We start from the raw sequence: 18,497 nt of genomic DNA, 5'->3' as shown, positions 1-18,497 counted from the left end.
TTCATGCTGGCGGAAGAGGGTGCCGACGCAACTGCCCTGCGCAAGGCCGTCACGAGTCCCAATGGAACCACGGAGCGTGCCATTGCGACCTTCGACGATCGGGGCCTGCGCGACATCGTGGCTGCAGGGGCGAAGGCGGCTGCAGAGCGGGCTGCCGCCATTACGCGCGAACTGGGCGGGTGACCTCAGGGACGCGCAGCGAACCGCTCGAGCAGGTCTACGTGCCCCGACACGATCAGCATGTCCCGGCTCGTGACCTTGGTGTCCGGCCGCGCGTAAGTGAAGTCTTCGCCGGGAGACTTCACACCGACCACGGTGACGCCGTACTTCGAGCGAACTGCGGACTCGCCCAGGGTGAAGCCCTGGGTCTCCTTCGGCGGATACATCTTCACGATGGCGAAACCGTCGTCGAACTCGATGAAGTCCAGCATCCGGCCGCCCACCAGGTGGGCGGCCCGCTGGCCCGCGTCGGCCTCGGGGTAGATCACGTGATTGGCGCCGATGCGCTTGAGGATTTTCCCGTGTGACGGCGTGATTGCCTTGACCCACAGGTTGTCAATATTCAGATCCACCAGGTTGGCAGTGATCAGCACGCTCGATTCGATCGAGGTTCCTACACCGACGACGGCGGCGGTGAACTCCTGCGCACCGAGTTGGCGGAGCGCGTCGATATTGGTGGCATCCGCCTCCACGACGTGGGTGAGCGTTCCGGCCCACTTCTGGACCAGCTGCGGATCACGCTCGATTGCAAGGACCTCCCGTCCCTGCTTCACGAGCTGTTCGGCGGTCGCCGACCCGAACCGTCCCAGTCCGATGACAAGCACCGGTGCGTTGTGTGCAGGTCTCTCAGCCAATGATGGGCCTTTCTTCGGGGTAGTGGTAGAGGGTGCTGCGCTGACGCAGGGCCAACGCCGATGCCAGCGTAATTGTCCCGAGGCGTCCGGCAAACATCAGTGCGGAAAGGACATACTTGCCCTCGGGCGGTAGTTCTGCGCTGAGATTGGTGCTCAGGCCGCAGGTTGCGAATGCGGAGATCACCTCGAAGAGCACGCGATTCAGCTCAACGCCCGAAATCCACAGGATAAGACCGGTTCCGACCAGAACGATCGTCGCACCCATAAACAACACCGAGATAGCAACCCGCATCGCACCCTGGGGGATTTTTCTCCCGTAGACGCTGACGTCCGAGTCGCCGCGGGATTCGGCGAGGATGGCCAGGAACATGAGCGCAATCGTGGTGACCTTGATGCCGCCCGCCGTGGAGGCGGAACCACCGCCGGCGAACATAAGTGCGTCGGTCAGGAGCATAGTGGTCGGCTCCATTTGGCTCTGGTCAACCAGGTTGAAGCCTCCCGAGCGGGTCATCACCGATGCGAAGAGCGAGTGGATGATTTTATCGCCTGCACTCAGCCCGCCGATTGTCCGGTCATTCGACCACTCCATGAAGCCCCACAGCACCATACCGATGACGAGCAGAATGACGGACACGTTGACGGTCAGTTTGGCGTGCAGGCTCCACTTCCGCACATGGTGTCGGAACTGAATAAGAATCAGAATGACCGGAAAACCGAGGCTGCCGACAAACACGCCGATCATCAGCGGAACCAGGATCCACAGGTCTGTCTCGTAAGGCACAAGCCCGTCTGAGTGGGGTGTGAATCCGGCGTTGTTGAAGGCAGAGATGGAATAGAAGATCCCGTGCCAGACAGCCAGCCAGAATGGTTCACCGAGCACGATGAACCGCGGGATCAGGGCGAGGGCCAGAAGCACTTCCACAACTACCGACGTCGTGATGACGATGCGCAGCAGGGTGCCGACCTCACCGAGGCGGCTCGCGTTGTTCAGGGCTGATTGAGCGAGCAGCTTCCCGCGCACACCGAGCTTCTTGCTGACGACCAGCGCCAGCAGGGAGGCGAGGGTCAGGGTTCCCAAGCCTCCGACGAAGATGCCGATAAGGATCACCAGTTGACCGAAGAATGACCAATGCGCTGCCGTGGACACAACCGTGAGCCCTACGACGCAGACTGCGGAAACCGCCGTGAACATGGCGTCGTGCAGGGGAGTGACCTGGCCCGTTGCGCTCGCGAACGGCAGGCTGAGCAGCCCGGTGAAGATGAGGACAACCAGGGCAAAGACCAGCAGTGCTACGCGTGCAGGTGAGCTATTGACTACGCTGTCGATGAAGTCGCGCGCCCTGCCAAGCAGCTGCAGGTGAACCTGGTCTTCCCCTCCCAACCAGGAGGGGTGTGTTCGTGCCATGCTCGCTGATCCGCTCCATTCGTCCTGCTGCGTCCTTCGAGTAGTAAACCACTTCCGCTCATCGGCCGTGGGCAGGACCGGCGATGATCGCGTAGCCTGCTTGAGTGGCCAGTACCTCCGATGCCGCCTTTGCAACCCGCATTGTGTGGGACGAATCCATGCTTGCGTACAACTTCGGCGCCCATCACCCAATGAATCCGCAGCGGCTCGACCTGACTGCACGCCTTGTCAGTGCCCTGGGACTGTTCGATCTTCCGCAGGTCACGGTTGAGATTCCGGAGGTAGCGGACGACGCCAGCCTGTTGACGGTGCACGACGCCGCCTACGTCCGGGCGGTCAAGGAGGCCGGTGAGAATCCGGAAGACGCCGATGAATCGGCAGGATTCGGGTCCGAGGACACACCGGCCTTCGTAGGCATGCATGACGCAAGCGCCCGCCTGGTCGGGGGCTCTCTCGCCGCCGCGGAAGCGCTGCTCACCGGGACAGCCCAGCACGCTGTGAACTTCGGCGGCGGTATGCACCACGCGGGAAGAGCACGCGCCAGCGGATTTTGCATCTATAACGACGCTGCAGCCGCCGTTCAGCGGTTGCTGGACCGCGGCGTCGAGCGCGTCCTATACCTCGATGTCGACGCCCACCACGGAGACGGCACGGAGCAGATCTTCTGGGACGACAATCGCGTCATGACCATCTCCCTTCATGAAACGGGAATGAGCCTGTTCCCAGGCACTGGTTTCTCCAATGAGATCGGTGGTCCGGCCGCCGCCGGATTCGCCGTGAATGTCGCGCTGCCCACCACCACGGGGGATTCCGGATTCCTGCGTGCCTTCCATGCGGTGGTGCCGCAGCTGACCGCCGCTTTCAAGCCGGACGTCATCGTCAGCCAGCACGGTTGTGACAGTCACGTGGAAGATCCGCTCACGAACCTGCGCCTTTCCGTGGACGCCCAGCATGCTGCTGCACTCGCGGTTCGTGATCTTGCTTCCGAGCACTGCGGTGGACGCTGGATTGCCACCGGCGGCGGCGGCTACAACATCACGTCTGTGGTGCCTCGATCGTGGACTCTTCTCACAGCCATAGCCGCGGGCGCTGACATAAGCCTGACGACGCCGGTCCCCGTACCGTGGCGCTCCTACGTCGCCGAACGGTTCGGTCGAAGCACGCCGGAGGTGATGGGCGATGGATCCGACACCTGGTGGCAGTCGTGGGAAGCCGGATTCGACCCCAACGAGAGCCTGGACCGTTCAATCATGGCCACCCGCAAGGCTGTCTTCCCTCTTCACGGGCTGGATCCCTGGTTCGACTGAGTGCGCGCTTGTACAAGTGATGCCCCAACCGATATATGCGGTTATGGTAATGGGATGGTCATGGATGATGTGTTCGCCGTCATCGCCGAAGCCACCCGCCGCCAGATTCTTACATCGCTGCGGAGTGGGGACAAAGCGGTGGGCGAGTTGGTGCTGGAGCTCGAGGTCAGCCAGCCCACTGTTTCGAAACACCTTAAAGTTCTGCGGGAAGCGGGCCTTGTAACCATGCGGGCCCAGGGGCAAAAGCGCTTCTACTCGCTTGACCCGGAACCGCTCCAGGCTGTCGTCTCCTGGCTCTCCGAGTTTCAGTTGCAGACGCCCCAGGTAAGCCCCGCGCTTGCTCCAGCCGTCGTGGAGCCCGACATCGGGGAACTCCTTCCCGTGGCGTCCGGGCTCGCCTCCGACGGGGCACAGCCGTTCGGGCGAACAGTGGGTAGGGCGGCCGAACGCGCAGCCGATCTGCTCTCCCAGTTCCCGAAACTCCGGCGCCGCAAGGAGTAGTCAGTAGTCGCGCACGGTCACAATTCCTGCCCCGTGTTTGCAATTCGTGCGCAGACCGCTAGTCTCATTCCCATGACAACCCGTTGGTATGCGTATTTTGCGTTGGCTCTGGAGGAGCCCGCGGCCTAATACGCTGACCAACACCTTCAGAGCCAACAGGGCAGGATCCGTTCCTGCCCTTCGTCGTTTCTACGGCGGGTTCTGCAGGACAGTCCCGCCGAAGACCATCTTCGAAAGCCGGGACCCATGAAAACCCTCGCCACACCATCCTCCAACCTGAACGTCCGCGGGATTGAAGCGCTGCCCACGCCCGCTTCGCTGATCGCGGACCTGCCGGGCACTGATGCAGTCATCGAAACTGTGCGCCGGTCCCGGGAAGAAATCAGGGCCGTCCTCAACGGAGTAGATGACCGCCTCCTCGTCATCGTTGGCCCGTGCTCCATCCACGACCCCGCCGCCGGCCTTGAGTACGCGCGACTGCTTGCTGACGCCGCGCAGCTGCACCGGCAGAACCTGCTGGTCGTCATGAGGGCCTACTTCGAGAAGCCGCGCACCACAGTGGGCTGGAAGGGGCTCATCAATGATCCGCATCTGGACGGCAGTCACGACATCGCGGCCGGTCTGCGCACCGCGCGACAGTTCCTGGGCGACGTCGCCCAACTAGGGCTCCCGGTCGGCACGGAGTTCCTTGAGCCGATCAGCCCGCAGTACATTGCGGACCTGGTCAGCTGGGGAGCGATCGGGGCACGCACCACGGAGAGTCAGATTCACCGCCAGCTCTCTTCAGGGTTGTCCATGCCTGTGGGATTCAAGAACGGGACCGACGGCGGCATCAGCGTCGCCCTCGATGCCTGCGCCGCAGCCGGCGTACCGCAGGCCTTCCTGGGCGTGGACGACGACGGGCGGGCCGCCCTTGTCTCCACCACCGGCAATCCTGACACCCACCTGATTCTGCGCGGGGGATCGGATGGCCCCAATTACGGTTCCGACAGCGTGGCAAGCGCCTCGAGCCGATTGGCGGCTGCCGGGTTGAACGAACGGCTGATCGTCGATGCCAGCCACGCCAACAGTGGAAAGGATCACCGACGGCAGGCGGAGGTGGCGCGCGAACTGGCGGATGCGGTAGCGGTATCGGACCGGATTGCCGGAGTGATGCTCGAAAGTTTCCTCGTTGAGGGAGCGCAGAAGCTGGACGTGACGAATAGAGGCGACCTTGTGTACGGCCAAAGCGTCACGGACGCGTGCATGGGATGGGGCACCACCGCATCCGTCCTGGGGGATCTCGCTCGGGGCGTTCGCCGCCGTCGCGCAGAGAGCTGATCGTGACCGTCACGCGCTTTCACTTTGGTCACATGAACCACTAGAGTATCTCCCTAGACGGATAATCCTCAGGTCTCAAGGCGACACGCCGTCCGGCGATCCTCCCAATGCGGGGGCGCCAATCTCAGGGTTGGCTCCAGAGAAAAGGACAGTGGTGAGATGACGAGCGGAAGCAACTTCTCCGACGTGCGCTTCCTGACCGTTGCGGAGGTCGCCGCGCTGATGCGGGTGTCGAAAATGACCGTATATCGGCTGGTGCACTCGGGTGAGATGCCGGCGGTTCAGTTCGGGCGCTCATACCGGGTGCCGGAATCGGCCGTGCAGCAGTACCTGCGTTCCGCTTCGGTAGAGGGGGAGTCGGGTACTGGCTAGGCCATCGGTACCGGCCGGTCAGGAAGGCCGGTTGAAGCGGGTACTCTGTTAAGAAGCGTTTTGCGTAGGCGGCCGTTTGTTCGGCCGCTCGACGTACGTCGTCGTGATGTGCGTTTTGTCAGATTCGAGCGTCCCTGCCGCAGTTGATGCGGTAGAGGTTGTCCGGAACCGGAATGAATAGTTTGTGAGGACTCTATGGGTTCAGTAATCAAGAAGCGCCGCAAGCGGATGGCGAAGAAGAAGCACCGCAAACTGCTTCGCAAGACCCGCCACCAGCGCCGCAACAAGAAGTAGCAGCAAGAAGCAGCATCGCAGCCGGTCCGCCTCTCCAGGCGGGCCGGTTTTGCGCTTAAGGGCTAGCCCCTCATCCGGGTGAAGCCGCGCCAGAGGCCATAGACGGCGCCCGCTCCTGTTGCTGCTTTGAGTCCAAGCGTGGCTGCCCGGCGCCCGCTCCTGAAGTCGTAGATGGGCCAATTCGAGTCCCGGGCATGTTTACGGAGCCGGCGATCCGGATTGATGGCAACCGGATGGCCCACCATGCTGAGTAGTGGGATGTCGTTATAGGAATCGCTGTACGCCCAGCAGCGCGCGAGGTCCAGTCCCTCATTACCGGCAAGCTCACGGACGGCTATGGCTTTCGCGGGGCCGTGAAGGAACTCGCCCACCAGTTTGCCCGTGTACAGGCCCTCCGACACTTCACCGACGGTGCCGAGTGCTCCCGTCAGCCCCAGGCGGTTCGCGATGACGCTCGCCACTTCGACCGGCGTGCCGCTGACCAGCCAGACGCGGCGCCCGTTCCGGAGGTGCTGCTCGGCGAGAGCGCGGGCGCCCGGCCAGATCTTCGAGGCGATCATCTCGTCATAGACCTCTTCGCCGAGGGCCAGGATGTCCTCATGGGCGATGCCGATGGCGAAGGCCAGAGCCGCGTCCCGCACTGCGTGGATGTCAGTCATGTTTTCGCCCCGCATGACGAAACGCAGCTGCTTCCATGCCAGACCGGCGGCGAAACGGAGAGTGAAAGCCTTCCGCTGGTACATCTTGCGGGCCACATGAAAGAGGCTTGCCCCACGCATCATGGTGTTGTCGACGTCGAAGAAGGCTGCTTCTCCAGCCGGTCCGCCCAGCGGTGCCGCTTCTGCGGGCACGGCCTCCGAGGATGACCCCGGCTCTACGGCGGGTCGGAGGCTGGCAGCGGACATAGCACGAGTCTAATCACTGCTGGACGCTGGTTGCGTCTGCGCACGCCCACCGTGCTGCACCTGTGACCTCCGGAACGAAGACCTGATCCTCGCTCCAACGGATGCCTTGCCCGGGGCCAGTACGCTTAGGGGATGCTGAACGAGCAGAGCCAGCCGTCGGATGAGGCCTGGACCTCCGGCCTTGTGCTGGTGACCAGGCCTGACTGCCATCTGTGCGAGGAGGCCCGGAACACAGTGGCGCGCGTCGCCGCTGACTTCGGCGTGGGCTGGCGGGAAGAATCGATTGCTGACCATGCGGAGTTGCTGGAGCGGTTCTCCGAAGAAGTGCCGGTCCTTCTGCTCGACGGCGTTCAGCGTGACTTCTGGACTATAGACGAGGCTCGCCTGCGAAAGTTGCTCGCCTAGTGCCGGGCGTTGCAGGGCACAGCCGCCGGAACTTTGAGTGGGCCGAAGCGGGACCTAAAGTTGAAGTATCCCGCCGTCATCCTCCGGCGGGCAGGCGGACCGCGGAACCACCGGCGAACAGTGATGGAGCGATGAACCAGTGACCATGTCGGAGATCCCCGGGCTCCGGGGGGCGACGAGTGGCCAGGCGGGCGACCAGCAGGGCAGGCACATACCTCCTGCATCGCTGGCCCGGCTCACGATTTATCTGCGCGCTCTCAATTCCTTGCTTGCCGAGGGTATCGAGCGTGTGTCCTCGGAAGAGCTTGCTGACGCTGCGGGCGTGAATTCTCCGATGCTTCGCAAGGACCTCTCCTACCTCGGCTCCTACGGCACCCGCGGCGTGGGGTATGACGTGCAGTACCTCAACAGCCAGATCTCTACTGCGCTGGGTCTCACCCAGGACTGGAGGGTGGCAATCATCGGTGCCGGTAACCTTGGCCGGGCTCTGGCCGGCTACTCGGGGTTCCAGTCACGGGGTTTCGAGGTTGTCGCCCTGATTGACGCTGACCAGATGATCGTGGGCACCGAAGTCGGGTGGCTGCGGGTGAGCCCGGTCCAGGAACTTGCTACGGTGCTGCACCGGACCCGGGCCAATATGGCTGTGCTGGCTGTGCCGGCCGGTGTTGCCCAGAAGCTGTGTGACGAGCTGGTCGAAGCCGGCATCACCAGCATCCTGAGTTTTGCGCCGGTTGTGCTGCAGGTACCCGATCACGTGCAGCTGCGGAAGGTCGACATGGCCACGGAACTTCAGATCCTCGCCTATCACGCCCAGCGGGCGCAGGAGCCGGATATCGAGACGGGACCCAGCGCCCGCGCCGCGCAGTAGCCGGCGTTCTAGTACGTGATCTGCTGCGGCTTGAAGTAGCGGTTCGAGGGCTTGAGCCAGCACAGGACGACGCCCGCTACTCCCAAGAGGACCACCAGGATATTCAGCGTGATTGCGAATCCGCTCGGCTGCAGGTCCTGTCCGCCGAGTTGCGCCTGTACCTCCGCATTGCCCTGGAGAGCGGCAAGCGTCAGCGAGCTCATCACGAGCAGCAGCAGCGAGATGGCGGCAAGGACTGTCGCGGTGATCCGCGCCCAGTTCTGACCCTTACGGATGAAGATGGCGAGAAGGACATAAATGCCTGTGGTCACCACGCCCACCGCCACCGCAATACCAATGCCGATGGATGCCGCTGCGGCGGGTCCGCCGGTGGTTCCAGAGCCGACGAGCGTGCTGACGAAGTTCAGTACACCGGCGGCGATGATCAGCCAGAAAGCGAGGTTGACTTCCTTCGGCAGCGGTGGCCGCACGGCCTCCGGCATACGGGCCGCGCCGGGATAGGCGTACCCTGCCGGCTGGGCTGCCTGGTAGGAGTACGGAGATGACGGCTTCTGCGGCTCGGGAGAGAGCCCTGCTGCCGAGTTTTGGGTGGGCCCCGGCTGTGCGGGGTTCAGTGGTTCGGTGCCCGAAAGTCGGCGGGGATCGCGTTCTGAAGGGTCCGGATCGTTTGTTGGCGTACTCATGCGCCCAGCGTACCGCCGGTAAGCACCGGTGGCAGGTGTTTTCGGGCAGAAACACCGCTGGGGCGTACCGGATGGTCCGGCACGCCCCAGAAACGTCTCAGATGTCTAGTTGGCTGAAGGCGCTACGAAGGCGGCATCGAGGTTGATGGTCACCTTGTCGCCCACCAGGACGCCGCCGGCTTCGAGGGCTGCGTTCCAGGTCAGGCCGAACTCTTTGCGGGAGATCACGGTCTGGCCGGAGAACCCGGCGCGGGTGGCACCGAAGGGGTCAACAGCAACGCCGTTGAACTCGGTGTCGATGACAACCTCCTTGGTGATGCCGCGGATGGTGAGGTCTCCGATGAGCTTGTAGGTCTCGCCTGCACCTTCCACGCGCTTGGACTCGAAGGTCATCTCGGGGAACTGCTCGACATCGAAGAAGTCACCGCCGCGCACGTGGGCGTCGCGGTTCTCGTCGTTCGAGTTGAAGGACTCGGTCTTGATGGTCGCAGTGATCTTTGAATCCTCGAGCGAGGATCCGACCTGCAGGCTGGCGTCGACATCGTCGAAGTTTCCGCGCACCTTGCTGATGCCTGCGTGGCGGACGGTGAAGCCGACCTCGCTGTGCGCGCCGTCGAAGTTCCAGGTGCCCTGGGTGAGTCCGGTGGGGATAGCCATGATGATTCTCCTGATCTGTGATGCATTCGATGGTGTGCGACCGGGTCGGCCGTACGGGCTGTACCTCTAATAAACATGCATTTGCATCTTTTATTCCAGAGATTGCTTCAATGTTCAAATATTTTTTCCTCCGTCGCGTCATGCCGGGCAACGTCGGGCGATTTAGCCCTCTGCGGCAGGGGATGAGAAACTTAGATCATGCCCACAGCCATCGTCCACCTCGTGCGCCACGGCGAAGTCCACAACCCGGACGGGATCCTCTACGGTCGCCTGCCCGAGTTCCACCTGTCTGAGCTCGGCCGCGAGATGGCGGAGCGGGTGGCCGGGTTCTTCGCAGAGCGCAGGAACGACGGCGCCGACATCGTGCATCTCGTCGCCTCACCCCTCACGCGCGCGCAGGAAACAGCAGAGCCCACAGCCAGGGAGCTCGGCCTCACTATCGTGACTGACGAACGCATCATCGAGGCGGAAAACAGGTTCGAGGGTATGGCGCAGGTTGCGCATCAGATCAGGCACCCGCGTCACTGGAAGTCCTTGCGGAACCCCTTCACGCCGTCGTGGGGTGAGCCGTACAGCGCTCAGGTTGAGCGCGTTATGTCGGCAGTCCATGACGCACGTCGTGCCGCGCTTGAGGCGACGGACGGCAAGCACGCCGAGGCCATCATGGTCAGTCACCAGCTGCCCATTTGGGTTGCCCGCCTTGCTGCGGAGAACCGGCGCCTGTGGCACGATCCGCGCCAGCGGAAGTGCACGCTGAGCTCCGTGACCTCCCTTTATTTCGACGGCGACCACCTCACCGGCGTGAGGTACGCGGAACCATGCGCGGACCTGCTTCCCCGCGCGAAGAACATCCCGGGAGCGTAATACAATTACTACACGTTGTAGAACTCGTGGAAGATGTTGTGACTCGAACTGAAGCTGCCCCCCGCCCGCCGAGCGGCAAGCTGATGCGCCTTGCCGCGTCGGTGCTTGCTGCCGTCGTTGTCCTCTCCGGCTGTGCCGCTCAGGACCCGCTGGCCCAGCAGGCGGCGGAAGGCAGTAACAAGAACTACATCGCCGGTGACGGCTCAGTCACTGAGTACGCAGCGGCTGACCGGGGCGAGCCAGTCCAGATCGAGGGTGCCCTGTACAACGGGGATGCCGTCTCGTCGTCCGAGTGGCCCGGCACTGTGACCGTCCTGAACTTCTGGTATGCCGCCTGTGCCCCCTGCCGTGAGGAGGCTCCTGATCTCGTGGCCCTCCACGAGGAGCATGAGGCCCAGGGCGTGCAGTTTTACGGCGTGAACATCCGGGACGGCCAAAAGAACGCCGAAGCGTTCGAGCGCAATTTCGGCATTCCGTACCCAAGCTTCAACGACTCCGACGGCGGCGTCCTGCTCTCCATGACCAGCTACGTTCCGCCGCAGGCAGTGCCGACAACGATTGTGCTCGACAAGGAAGGACGCGTTTCCGCGCGCATCCTGGGCCTGGCCGACAAGGGAACCCTCAGCGCGCTCATCGATTCCGCGCTGGCCGAGTAGTGGCTGTGACCTCGGCCCTTTCATCCGGCGGCTTCCTGGCGCTCGCTCCCGCAGGGAATGCATTCGCCGACACGGTGCTGAACGGCTCAATGCTCCTCGCCTTGCCCGTAGCGCTGCTGGCCGGCCTGGTCTCCTTCGTCTCGCCGTGCGTATTGCCGTTGGTTCCCGGGTACCTCGGCTACGTCAGCGGACTCACAGGCGTTGATCTCCAGGATCAGAAGCGCGGGCGGATGGTGGCGGGTATCGGTCTGTTCGTCGTCGGCTTCTCACTGGTGTTCATGGCGTACGGCGCGCTGTTCGGACAGCTCGGAGCATGGATGGCAGGCTCCCAGGAGTGGCTCATCCGGGTTTTCGGTGTCGTCGTCATCCTGCTGGGTATCGTCTTCATGGGCGGACTCTCATGGTTCCAGCAGGACAAGAAGCTTCACGCACGCGTCCCGAGCGGGCTCTGGGGAGCGCCGCTTCTCGGCCTCACCTTCGGACTCGGCTGGGCGCCGTGCATCGGGCCGACGCTTTCGGCGGTGCAGCTGCTCGCTTTCTCGAACGACGGCGCCAGTGCCGCCAAGGGAGCTCTGCTCACCTTTGTGTACTGCCTGGGTCTCGGGCTGCCGTTCGTGCTGATCGCTCTGGGATTACGTCGGGGAATGGGCGCCATGGCGTTCTTCCGGCGCCACCGGTTGCTCCTGCAGCGCTCGGGCGGCGGCATGCTGATCCTGGTTGGTGTGCTGATGGCGTCCGGCGTCTGGAACCTGTGGATCAACGAGCTCCAGCAGTGGCTGGGCAGCGTCACGCTACCGATCTGAGTAAAAAATGGCTGAACCCAAGCCCGAATTGAAGACAGAAGCTAAGGACAGTTCAATGGCAGCGAAAGACCGCGGAGACAACGTCGCGCTCCCCGCTCTTGGGTTCCTTGGCACCCTGCGCTGGATGTGGACGCAGCTGACCAGCATGCGCACCGCCCTCTTCCTGCTCCTGCTGCTCGCCGTGGCTGCCGTACCCGGATCGCTCTTTCCGCAGCGGCCCGCGAACCCGGCCGTTGTCACCCAGTACATCCGGGACAATCCGGAGACCGGACCCATCCTGGACTGGTTCCAGCTGTTCGACGTGTACTCATCCGTCTGGTTTTCCGCGATCTACCTGTTGCTGTTCATCTCCCTGATCGGCTGCGTCATCCCGCGGGCCATCGCCCATGGCCGTGCCTGGCGGTCCAAGCCGCCCCGGACACCCAGCAGGCTGTCGCGGATGCCGGTGCACGGATCGTTCGCCCTGCCGTCCGGGTCGGATTCCCAGTCCGGCGGACAGGCAGGCGGGCGGCCGACGTCGCCGCATGCCGCCGTCGTCGACGCCGCTGCCCTGCTGAAGAAGCGTGGCTACCGTGTCGACGTGCGCGATGAGCAGGGCTCACAGCCCTCCGTCGGTGCCGAGCGCGGCTTCCTGAAGGAACTCGGAAACCTTGTCTTCCACCTGTCCCTGATCGGCGTGCTGGTTTCCGTGGCGGTCGGGGGACTGTTCGGCTACCGCGGTCAGAAGATCGTGGTTGAAGGCGAGACCTTCGTGAATACGCTCGTGGGTTATGACTCATTCACCCCGGGCACCAACTTCTCCGAGGACAACCTCGACCCCTACTCGATCACGCTCGAGAAGTTCGACGTGACGTTTGACCGGCAGCTGACCCACTACGGGCAGCCCATCGACTTCACGGCAACGATGAGCACAAAAACTGCTCCCGGTGCCGAGCCGGAACAACGGATTCTCAAGGTCAACGAGCCGCTGACAATCGGAGGCACCAGCGTCTACCTCGTCGGGAATGGTTATGCACCCGTGGTCACCGTGCGGGACGGCGACGGAAACATCGCCCATCAGGGGCCGGTGGTGTCCATTCCGCAGGACGGACTGTTCACCTCCTTGATGGTGCTGAAGGTACCGGACGCTCGTCCGGAGCAGCTCGGGTTTGTCGGCTTCTTCCTGCCCACAGCGGCCATCGATGAGAACGGAGTTTCCTTCTCGCGCGACCCTGATCCGTTCCTGCCGCAGCTGAACCTGAATTCCTACTACGGCGATCTCGGCCTGGACGACGGCGAGCCCCAGAACGTGTACGTCCTGGACACCGACACACTGACCGAGCTGAACAGCCGGAACAGCGAAGCAGGCGGCATTGTCCTCGACGCCGGGGAAACCTTCGAACTCCCCGAAGGCAAGGGCTCGATCACCTTCGACGGGCTGCGACGCTACGCCGCCCTGGATATCACCCATGACCCCGCAGAGCTCGGCGCCCTGGTGTTCTCATCGCTGGCGTTGGCGGGGCTCAGCGCGTCGCTGTTCATCGGCCGCCGGCGCGTGTGGATAAGGGCGGCCAGTGGTCCGGACGGCCGCGTCACGGTCGAGTACGGGCTGCTGGCCCGCGGGGAGGACCACAGGCTCGCCGGAGAAGGGGCAGCGATCGAGAAGCTGCTGCGGGAACGCTGGCTGGCGGACACCATCGAACACGACGAGAATGAGACAGCGCACGTGGGGGCGTCGGCGCCCGGAAGCGGTAAGGACAACTGATGCAGAACATAAACCAGACTCTGGGGCAGTACAGCGAGCTGTTCATGCTGCTCGCAGCCCTTGCCTACACGGCGGCGTTCCTGGCCTTCACCTGGGACCTCGTCAAGAGCAGCCGGCGTATCCGCGAGATGGAAGCCGGGCTGGCAGAGACCGCCGAGGAGCGTCAGCTCGTGCTCGCCGGCGCGGTTGCCGGTGGTAAGCGCGGCAAGTCAGCGGGCGCGCTGCAGGGGTCCACGGCAGATGATGCCATGGACTACCAGGGCGAAAAGCGCTCGGCCGCGCGCATCGCCGTCGCACTCACCGTTCTTGCTGCTGCTGTCCATGCTGTTGCCGTGGTCAGCCGGGGCGTAGCCGCCGGCCGCGTGCCCTGGGGCAACATGTACGAGTTCTGCACCACCGGCGGGCTGGTGGTCGCGGTCGTCTTCCTGCTGGTCCTCACCCGCAAGGACCTCCGGTTCCTCGGCACTTTTGTGATCGGCCTGGTGGTGGTCATGCTCTGCGCAGCCACCATCGGCTTCCCGACGCCGGTGGCCAACCTGGTGCCCGCACTGCAGAGTTACTGGCTCATCATCCACGTGTCCGTGGCCGTTGCGGCATCAGCACTATTCACCCTCACCTTCGCGATGTCGGTACTGCAGCTCCTGCAGGCCAGCCGCGTGGCACGCCTCGCCGCCGGCGGCGGGGACCGGATGCCGTTCATGCGCCTCGTCCCCTCGGCGCTCAGCCTTGAGAATCTCTCCTACCGCATCAACGCGATCGCCTTTGTGCTGTGGACGTTCACCCTCATGGCCGGAGCCATCTGGGCGGAGAAGGCCTGGGGCCGCTACTGGGGCTGGGACACCAAGGAAGTCTGGACGTTCGTGATCTGGGTGGTCTACGCGGGTTACCTGCACGCCCGTGCCACCCGCGGCTGGACGGGCACGCGTGCCGCCTGGCTCTCGATCGTCGGCTACCTGTGCATCGTCTTCAACTTCACGATCGTGAACATCTACTTCTCCGGCCTGCACAGCTACGCCGGAGTCTGATACTCCGCCTCCCTGATACACAAAGGACCCCCGTACCGCGCAAGCAGTACGGGGGTCCTTGGTGTATGTGGGGTGGACTAGGCTGTTTTGCCGTCGCTGGCTGTGCCCTCGTCATTCTTCTTCTTCTTGTCCGCTTCCCGCGCGCGACGCTCCGCCTCGCGTTTGCGCTGCTCGGCTTCACGGGCCTGCTGGCGCCGACGGACCTCAAGGTTCCGCAGGAACTGGGGATCGTCGTCGGGTGCGGTGGGGCGCCGGGTCTGGCGCTGGCTGGGGCGTTCCTCCCCGCGGGGGCGCCCGAACAGAAACCATAGTCCGGCACCCAGCAGGGGAACAAGGAGGATCGTGAAGAACCACGCAGGTTTCGAGATGCTGCGCACTGATTCCGCCCGGCTCATGATGCAGTCGAACAGCGCATAAATAATGACGGCGATCCCCAGGATCACGAGGAACAGCAACAGGCGCGGCATGCATCAATTGTAGGCGAGTAAACTTAGGACGTGCCTTTCCTCAAATTCACCGCTCTACGCCTCGGCTTCGTCGCGGTGTTCTTTGTGATCTGCTATTCCCTCGGGCTGGGCGCGATCTTCTCCGTGATCGCCGCGGCCATCATGGCCTGGTGCGTCACCTACCTGTTCTTCCGCTCGCTGCGGAACGAGGCAGCCTCGACCCTGCAGCGCAGGTTCCGTGACGGTGCTCCGCCGGTACGCACGGCCAGCGAGCTGCGCGACGCGGACGCCGAGGACAGCCTCGACCCGAATACTCCGGTCAACTCGGACCGCCGCCGGCCCTAAAGCCCGGGCGCCTGACACGCCAGCCCGGGCGGCTGACACGCAAGCCCTGAAGGGCCGTTCAGCAGCAACTGACCAGCCGGAGGCTACGACAGTACGCTGGAGATCACTACGCCGGCGCCGAAGAGCACGCTGAAGCCAAGGTTGATGATGCTCGTCTGCTTCAGCACCGGGATGAGGCTCCGGCGTTTCTTGCCCTTGAGCATCAGCCAGCTCGGCATCAGGCACAGCGGGATCAGCAGCAGGACGAGCAGCACCCAGGGGTAGTCATACACGAGCAGCAGCGGTAGCAGCAGCGCCACGGCGAGCATCATCACGTAGCTGACCCGGGCGGCTGAGTCGCCCAGACGGACCGCGAGAGTAAGCTTGCCGGCTTCCCTGTCGGTCGGAATATCCCGCACATTGTTGGCCATCAACAGGGCCATGGCGATGATTCCGGTGCTGACGGCGCCCACCCAGGCAGCGGCACTGAGCTGTCCCGCCTGCGTATACGTGGTGCCCAAGGTTGCCACCAGGCCGAAGAAGACGAAGACGAACAGGTCGCCGAGGCCCATGTATCCGTAGGGGTTGCGGCCGCCCGTGTAACCCCAGGCGGCGGCGACACAGCCCAGCCCCACGAGCAGCAGGAACCAGGCCTGGGAAAGCACAATCAGTGCGACGCCGGCAACCATGGCCAGCGCGAAGCATCCGAATGCTGCCCATTTGACCTGCTGCGGTTTGGCTGCCCCTGAGCCCGTAAGCCGCAGCGGTCCGACGCGCTCAGCATCCGTGCCGCGGATGCCGTCGGAGTAGTCGTTCGCGTAGTTGACGCCAACCTGCAGCAGAACCGCTACGATCGCGGCCAAAAGTGCGTTCACCGGTTTGAACGCCCCGAGGTCGAAGGCTGCAGCGCACCCGATGATCACGGGCGCCACCGCCATCGGGAGGGTGCGCGGACGCGCTCCCTCCACCCATTGCGCAGCTGTTGCCAAGGTGTTCCTCCGGTTGTCTACGGTTGTTGTTGCTTGTCTGAAGGCTCGCAGCGCCGGAGCGCGTTACAACGCTGACTGCTCGAAGAGGGCACGCACGGCCAGCCGGTCCGGTTTGCCGTTCGGCAGCATGGGCAGCTTGTCGAGCGTCAGCACGATCTTCGGCGCAGCATGCGAGCCCAGATGCTCCTGGGCATGCCGCCGTACCGCCTCCGGATTGACGGAGCCGACGACGGCGGCCGCCACCTGAGCTCCCCACTCCTGGTGCGGAATCCCGAGCACCAGCGCTTCGCTGACCCCTGCCATTCCCTCGATGACGCTGGACACTGCGACAGCAGAGACTTTAAGCCCGCCGGTGATGATGACGTCGTCCACCCGCCCATGGACGGTGACGACGCCGTCGTCAATGGTGCCGTCGTCGTCGGTGCGAAACCAGCGGCGGCCGGAGTTGAAGGGGAACTTCTCCCGCGTCAGTTCGGGCTGGCCGAGGTAACCGTCGGCGAGGACCGGCCCGCCGATCCAGAGCCGTCCGTCGTCGTTGGTGACCTTCACTCCGTCGAGAGGGACGCCGTCGTAGACGCAGCCGCCGCAGGTTTCGCTCATGCCGTAGGTGCGCACTATTTTCAGTCCGTGCGCCCGGGCCCGGTTCCGCAGGCCTTCAGTCACAGCGGCTCCGCCGAGCAGGATCGCGTTGAACCGCTGCAGCACCTTGATGGTTTCCGGCGCCGGGTCCTCGAGCAGTCGGTGTAATTGGGTAGGAACCAGCGAGGTGAAGCGGACCTTGTCGGTCAGTTCACCTGCCGCCTCCGTGAAGCGCTGGGGGCTGAAGCTCCCCGTGAGATCCATCGCCCACGGCCTTGTCCCGGCGTACAGCGAACGCACCAGGACCTGAAATCCTGCAACGTAGTGCACGGGCAGGGTCAGCAGCCACTGCCCCTCTGCCTTCAGCGCGAAGGCGGTGCCCATGGCGGACGCGGCGAGTGCGTCGACGCTGAGCATGGTCTGCTTGGGTGCGCCGGTTGAACCCGATGTGCTGAGTACGGCGGCGATCTCGTCGTTCGGGAGTTCGCCGTTGAAGCTCTGGTGTTCTTCGGCGTGCGGCGCCACAGCGGGACCCTCGCCTGCCAGGGCGGCAGCGAGTGGGGCCAACAGGGTGTGCGGATCGAAGCCCTGGGGAGTGTGAACGGGGAAGAGTTCCATGGGCGCCTAGAAGTAGTAGGGGAAGTTGGACCAGTCAGGGCTGCGCTTCTCGAGGAACGCTTCCTTGCCCTCCACTGCTTCGTCGGTCATGTACGCCATCCGGGTTGCCTCCCCGGCGAAGACCTGCTGGCCGGCCAGGCCGTCGTCAGCGAGGTTGAAGGCGAACTTGAGCATGCGGATGGCCTGCGGGCTCTGATTCGCGATATCCGCGGCGTACTCGAGGGCAACGTCCTCCAGTCGCGCGTGGTCGACGGCTTCATTCACAGCCCCCATGGCTACCATGTCTTCGGCCGAGTATTCCCGGGCGAGGAAGAAGATTTCCCGTGCCCGCTTCTGGCCGATTTGGCGGGCGAGGAGGGCCGACCCGTATCCGGCGTCGAAGCTGCCCACGGTCGCGTCGGTCTGCTTGAACCTGCCGTGCTCCCGCGAGGCGATGGTCAGGTCCGCGACGACATGCAGGCTGTGGCCGCCTCCTGCTGCCCACCCATTCACGACGGCGATGACTACCTTCGGCATGGTGCGCATCAATCGTTGGACTTCGAGGATATGGAGTCGCCCGGCGCGCGCCGGATCGATGGTCTCCTTGGTCTCGCCCTCTGTGTTCTGTACTACGTACCGGTAGCCGTCCCTGCCGCGGATCCGCTGGTCCCCGCCGGAACAGAACGAGTGACCTCCGTCCTTGGGGGAGGGGCCGTTACCTGTCAGGAGGACGGTCGCGACGTCCGGAGTCATCCGGGCGTGGTCCATCGCCCGATACAACTCGTCCACCGTGCCGGGCCGGAAGGCGTTGCGTACCTCAGGCCGGTTGAAAGCGATACGCACGGTGGGAAGGTCGCGCGTGGTGTCGCCGCCGTCGTCCTGGCTGCGTTCTACCTGGC

The 18,497-nt window shown here is 64.0% G+C and carries 23 protein-coding genes; 14 read left to right on the top strand and 9 right to left on the bottom strand.

All coding sequences use genetic code 11. From position 1 onward, the window contains the following. A partial coding sequence (locus RIF85_RS09265; RefSeq protein ID WP_309071618.1) for a pyrroline-5-carboxylate reductase dimerization domain-containing protein occupies window positions 1-183 on the top strand: 183 nt, incomplete at its 5' end. Between the two features lie 2 nt (window positions 184-185). On the opposite strand, the gene RIF85_RS09260 is transcribed toward RIF85_RS09265, so the two are convergent. After that, on the bottom strand, window positions 186-824 hold the full coding sequence (locus RIF85_RS09260; protein WP_309071623.1) for a TrkA family potassium uptake protein: 639 nt from the start codon (window positions 822-824) through the stop codon (window positions 186-188). A gap of 22 nt (window positions 825-846) precedes the next feature. Then, window positions 847-2,259, bottom strand: coding sequence for a potassium transporter TrkG (locus RIF85_RS09255; protein WP_309071617.1), 1,413 nt, complete (start codon window positions 2,257-2,259; stop codon window positions 847-849). Window positions 2,260-2,417: 158 nt separating this feature from the next. Between RIF85_RS09255 and RIF85_RS09250 the strand changes: the two genes are divergently transcribed. The 5 genes from RIF85_RS09250 (at window position 2,418) to RIF85_RS09230 (ending at window position 6,053) form a co-directional block, all read left to right on the top strand. Beyond that, window positions 2,418-3,566, top strand: a complete 1,149-nt coding sequence (locus tag RIF85_RS09250; RefSeq protein ID WP_309071622.1) for an acetoin utilization protein AcuC — start codon at window positions 2,418-2,420, stop codon at window positions 3,564-3,566. 54 nt (window positions 3,567-3,620) lie between these two features. Beyond that, a complete protein-coding gene (locus RIF85_RS09245) occupies window positions 3,621-4,067 on the top strand; it encodes a metalloregulator ArsR/SmtB family transcription factor (protein WP_309071616.1) in 447 nt (148 codons plus the stop codon). Between the two features lie 246 nt (window positions 4,068-4,313). Continuing rightward, window positions 4,314-5,387: a 3-deoxy-7-phosphoheptulonate synthase gene (locus RIF85_RS09240; RefSeq protein ID WP_309071615.1), complete on the top strand. Its 1,074-nt coding sequence runs from the start codon at window positions 4,314-4,316 to the stop codon at window positions 5,385-5,387. A gap of 159 nt (window positions 5,388-5,546) precedes the next feature. After that, window positions 5,547-5,759 (top strand): helix-turn-helix domain-containing protein, encoded by a 213-nt coding sequence (locus RIF85_RS09235; RefSeq protein ID WP_299167223.1) that lies wholly within the window; start codon window positions 5,547-5,549, stop codon window positions 5,757-5,759. Between the two features lie 195 nt (window positions 5,760-5,954). Continuing rightward, complete coding sequence (locus RIF85_RS09230; protein WP_003792170.1) at window positions 5,955-6,053, top strand: 30S ribosomal protein bS22; 99 nt, start codon at window positions 5,955-5,957, stop codon at window positions 6,051-6,053. Between the two features lie 62 nt (window positions 6,054-6,115). Here RIF85_RS09230 and RIF85_RS09225 read toward each other — a convergent pair whose 3' ends face one another. Next, window positions 6,116-6,958: an HAD-IB family hydrolase gene (locus RIF85_RS09225; RefSeq protein WP_309071614.1), complete on the bottom strand. Its 843-nt coding sequence runs from the start codon at window positions 6,956-6,958 to the stop codon at window positions 6,116-6,118. Between the two features lie 132 nt (window positions 6,959-7,090). Here RIF85_RS09225 and RIF85_RS09220 point away from each other — a divergent pair, with 132 nt between their 5' ends. After that, complete coding sequence (locus RIF85_RS09220; protein ID WP_309071613.1) at window positions 7,091-7,363, top strand: glutaredoxin family protein; 273 nt, start codon at window positions 7,091-7,093, stop codon at window positions 7,361-7,363. 145 nt (window positions 7,364-7,508) lie between these two features. Then, window positions 7,509-8,231, top strand: a complete 723-nt coding sequence (locus RIF85_RS09215) for a redox-sensing transcriptional repressor Rex (protein WP_309071621.1) — start codon at window positions 7,509-7,511, stop codon at window positions 8,229-8,231. Window positions 8,232-8,239: 8 nt separating this feature from the next. Here RIF85_RS09215 and RIF85_RS09210 read toward each other — a convergent pair whose 3' ends face one another. Both RIF85_RS09210 and RIF85_RS09205 read right to left on the bottom strand, forming a co-directional pair. After that, window positions 8,240-8,914, bottom strand: coding sequence for a hypothetical protein (locus RIF85_RS09210; protein WP_309071612.1), 675 nt, complete (start codon window positions 8,912-8,914; stop codon window positions 8,240-8,242). A 105-nt stretch (window positions 8,915-9,019) separates the two neighbouring features. Beyond that, the gene (locus RIF85_RS09205) at window positions 9,020-9,571 is read right to left on the bottom strand and encodes a YceI family protein (protein ID WP_309071611.1); all 552 of its coding nucleotides are present in this window, start codon (window positions 9,569-9,571) and stop codon (window positions 9,020-9,022) included. 198 nt (window positions 9,572-9,769) lie between these two features. Here RIF85_RS09205 and RIF85_RS09200 point away from each other — a divergent pair, with 198 nt between their 5' ends. From RIF85_RS09200 to ccsB, 5 genes are all read left to right on the top strand, one after another. Further along, the gene (locus tag RIF85_RS09200; protein WP_309071610.1) at window positions 9,770-10,435 is read left to right on the top strand and encodes a histidine phosphatase family protein; all 666 of its coding nucleotides are present in this window, start codon (window positions 9,770-9,772) and stop codon (window positions 10,433-10,435) included. Window positions 10,436-10,518: 83 nt separating this feature from the next. Continuing rightward, window positions 10,519-11,091, top strand: a complete 573-nt coding sequence (locus RIF85_RS09195) for a TlpA disulfide reductase family protein (protein ID WP_309071620.1) — start codon at window positions 10,519-10,521, stop codon at window positions 11,089-11,091. Between the two features lie 89 nt (window positions 11,092-11,180). Next, complete coding sequence (locus tag RIF85_RS09190; protein WP_309071619.1) at window positions 11,181-11,894, top strand: cytochrome c biogenesis protein CcdA; 714 nt, start codon at window positions 11,181-11,183, stop codon at window positions 11,892-11,894. A 55-nt stretch (window positions 11,895-11,949) separates the two neighbouring features. Next, window positions 11,950-13,638, top strand: coding sequence for a cytochrome c biogenesis protein ResB (locus tag RIF85_RS09185; protein WP_309071609.1), 1,689 nt, complete (start codon window positions 11,950-11,952; stop codon window positions 13,636-13,638). After that, window positions 13,638-14,663: a c-type cytochrome biogenesis protein CcsB gene (gene ccsB / locus RIF85_RS09180; protein WP_309071608.1), complete on the top strand. Its 1,026-nt coding sequence runs from the start codon at window positions 13,638-13,640 to the stop codon at window positions 14,661-14,663. The genes RIF85_RS09185 and ccsB overlap by 1 nt, the downstream gene beginning before the upstream one ends. Before the next feature lie 77 nt (window positions 14,664-14,740). On the opposite strand, the gene RIF85_RS09175 is transcribed toward ccsB, so the two are convergent. Next, window positions 14,741-15,130 carry a PLD nuclease N-terminal domain-containing protein gene (locus RIF85_RS09175; protein WP_309071607.1) on the bottom strand — a complete coding sequence of 130 codons (390 nt, stop codon included), beginning with the start codon at window positions 15,128-15,130 and terminating at the stop codon, window positions 14,741-14,743. A gap of 30 nt (window positions 15,131-15,160) precedes the next feature. Here RIF85_RS09175 and RIF85_RS09170 point away from each other — a divergent pair, with 30 nt between their 5' ends. After that, a complete protein-coding gene (locus RIF85_RS09170; protein WP_309071606.1) occupies window positions 15,161-15,454 on the top strand; it encodes a DUF4229 domain-containing protein in 294 nt (97 codons plus the stop codon). 83 nt (window positions 15,455-15,537) lie between these two features. On the opposite strand, the gene RIF85_RS09165 is transcribed toward RIF85_RS09170, so the two are convergent. The 3 genes from RIF85_RS09165 to RIF85_RS09155 all read right to left on the bottom strand — a co-directional run. Continuing rightward, window positions 15,538-16,422 (bottom strand): 1,4-dihydroxy-2-naphthoate polyprenyltransferase, encoded by an 885-nt coding sequence (locus tag RIF85_RS09165; protein WP_309071605.1) that lies wholly within the window; start codon window positions 16,420-16,422, stop codon window positions 15,538-15,540. A gap of 63 nt (window positions 16,423-16,485) precedes the next feature. Further along, on the bottom strand, window positions 16,486-17,619 hold the full coding sequence (gene menE / locus RIF85_RS09160) for an o-succinylbenzoate--CoA ligase (RefSeq protein WP_309071604.1): 1,134 nt from the start codon (window positions 17,617-17,619) through the stop codon (window positions 16,486-16,488). Between the two features lie 6 nt (window positions 17,620-17,625). Next, on the bottom strand, window positions 17,626-18,497 hold an 872-nt coding region (locus RIF85_RS09155; protein ID WP_309071603.1), incomplete at its 5' end, for a 1,4-dihydroxy-2-naphthoyl-CoA synthase.

The organism is Arthrobacter sp., assembly GCF_031179385.1.
Classification (GTDB): domain Bacteria; phylum Actinomycetota; class Actinomycetes; order Actinomycetales; family Micrococcaceae; genus Arthrobacter_D.
Note: the sequence above shows the minus strand (reverse complement) of the source record. Positions and strands in the feature narration are given on the sequence as shown.

What these genes read in the sequence shown, in the direction of transcription:
- RIF85_RS09255 (WP_309071617.1), bottom strand. Translation starts at nt 2,259, where the DNA reads ATGGCACGAACACACCCCTCCTGGTTGGGAGGGGAAGACCAGGTTCAC.
- RIF85_RS09250 (WP_309071622.1), top strand. Translation starts at nt 2,418, where the DNA reads ATGCTTGCGTACAACTTCGGCGCCCATCACCCAATGAATCCGCAGCGG.
- RIF85_RS09245 (WP_309071616.1), top strand. Translation starts at nt 3,621, where the DNA reads ATGGTCATGGATGATGTGTTCGCCGTCATCGCCGAAGCCACCCGCCGC.
- RIF85_RS09240 (WP_309071615.1), top strand. Translation starts at nt 4,314, where the DNA reads ATGAAAACCCTCGCCACACCATCCTCCAACCTGAACGTCCGCGGGATT.
- RIF85_RS09235 (WP_299167223.1), top strand. Translation starts at nt 5,547, where the DNA reads ATGACGAGCGGAAGCAACTTCTCCGACGTGCGCTTCCTGACCGTTGCG.
- RIF85_RS09230 (WP_003792170.1), top strand. Translation starts at nt 5,955, where the DNA reads ATGGGTTCAGTAATCAAGAAGCGCCGCAAGCGGATGGCGAAGAAGAAG.
- RIF85_RS09225 (WP_309071614.1), bottom strand. Translation starts at nt 6,958, where the DNA reads ATGTCCGCTGCCAGCCTCCGACCCGCCGTAGAGCCGGGGTCATCCTCG.
- RIF85_RS09220 (WP_309071613.1), top strand. Translation starts at nt 7,091, where the DNA reads ATGCTGAACGAGCAGAGCCAGCCGTCGGATGAGGCCTGGACCTCCGGC.
- RIF85_RS09215 (WP_309071621.1), top strand. Translation starts at nt 7,509, where the DNA reads ATGTCGGAGATCCCCGGGCTCCGGGGGGCGACGAGTGGCCAGGCGGGC.
- RIF85_RS09210 (WP_309071612.1), bottom strand. Translation starts at nt 8,914, where the DNA reads ATGAGTACGCCAACAAACGATCCGGACCCTTCAGAACGCGATCCCCGC.
- RIF85_RS09205 (WP_309071611.1), bottom strand. Translation starts at nt 9,571, where the DNA reads ATGGCTATCCCCACCGGACTCACCCAGGGCACCTGGAACTTCGACGGC.
- RIF85_RS09200 (WP_309071610.1), top strand. Translation starts at nt 9,770, where the DNA reads ATGCCCACAGCCATCGTCCACCTCGTGCGCCACGGCGAAGTCCACAAC.
- RIF85_RS09195 (WP_309071620.1), top strand. Translation starts at nt 10,519, where the DNA reads ATGCGCCTTGCCGCGTCGGTGCTTGCTGCCGTCGTTGTCCTCTCCGGC.
- RIF85_RS09190 (WP_309071619.1), top strand. Translation starts at nt 11,181, where the DNA reads ATGCTCCTCGCCTTGCCCGTAGCGCTGCTGGCCGGCCTGGTCTCCTTC.
- RIF85_RS09185 (WP_309071609.1), top strand. Translation starts at nt 11,950, where the DNA reads ATGGCAGCGAAAGACCGCGGAGACAACGTCGCGCTCCCCGCTCTTGGG.
- ccsB (WP_309071608.1), top strand. Translation starts at nt 13,638, where the DNA reads ATGCAGAACATAAACCAGACTCTGGGGCAGTACAGCGAGCTGTTCATG.
- RIF85_RS09175 (WP_309071607.1), bottom strand. Translation starts at nt 15,130, where the DNA reads ATGCCGCGCCTGTTGCTGTTCCTCGTGATCCTGGGGATCGCCGTCATT.
- menE (WP_309071604.1), bottom strand. Translation starts at nt 17,619, where the DNA reads ATGGAACTCTTCCCCGTTCACACTCCCCAGGGCTTCGATCCGCACACC.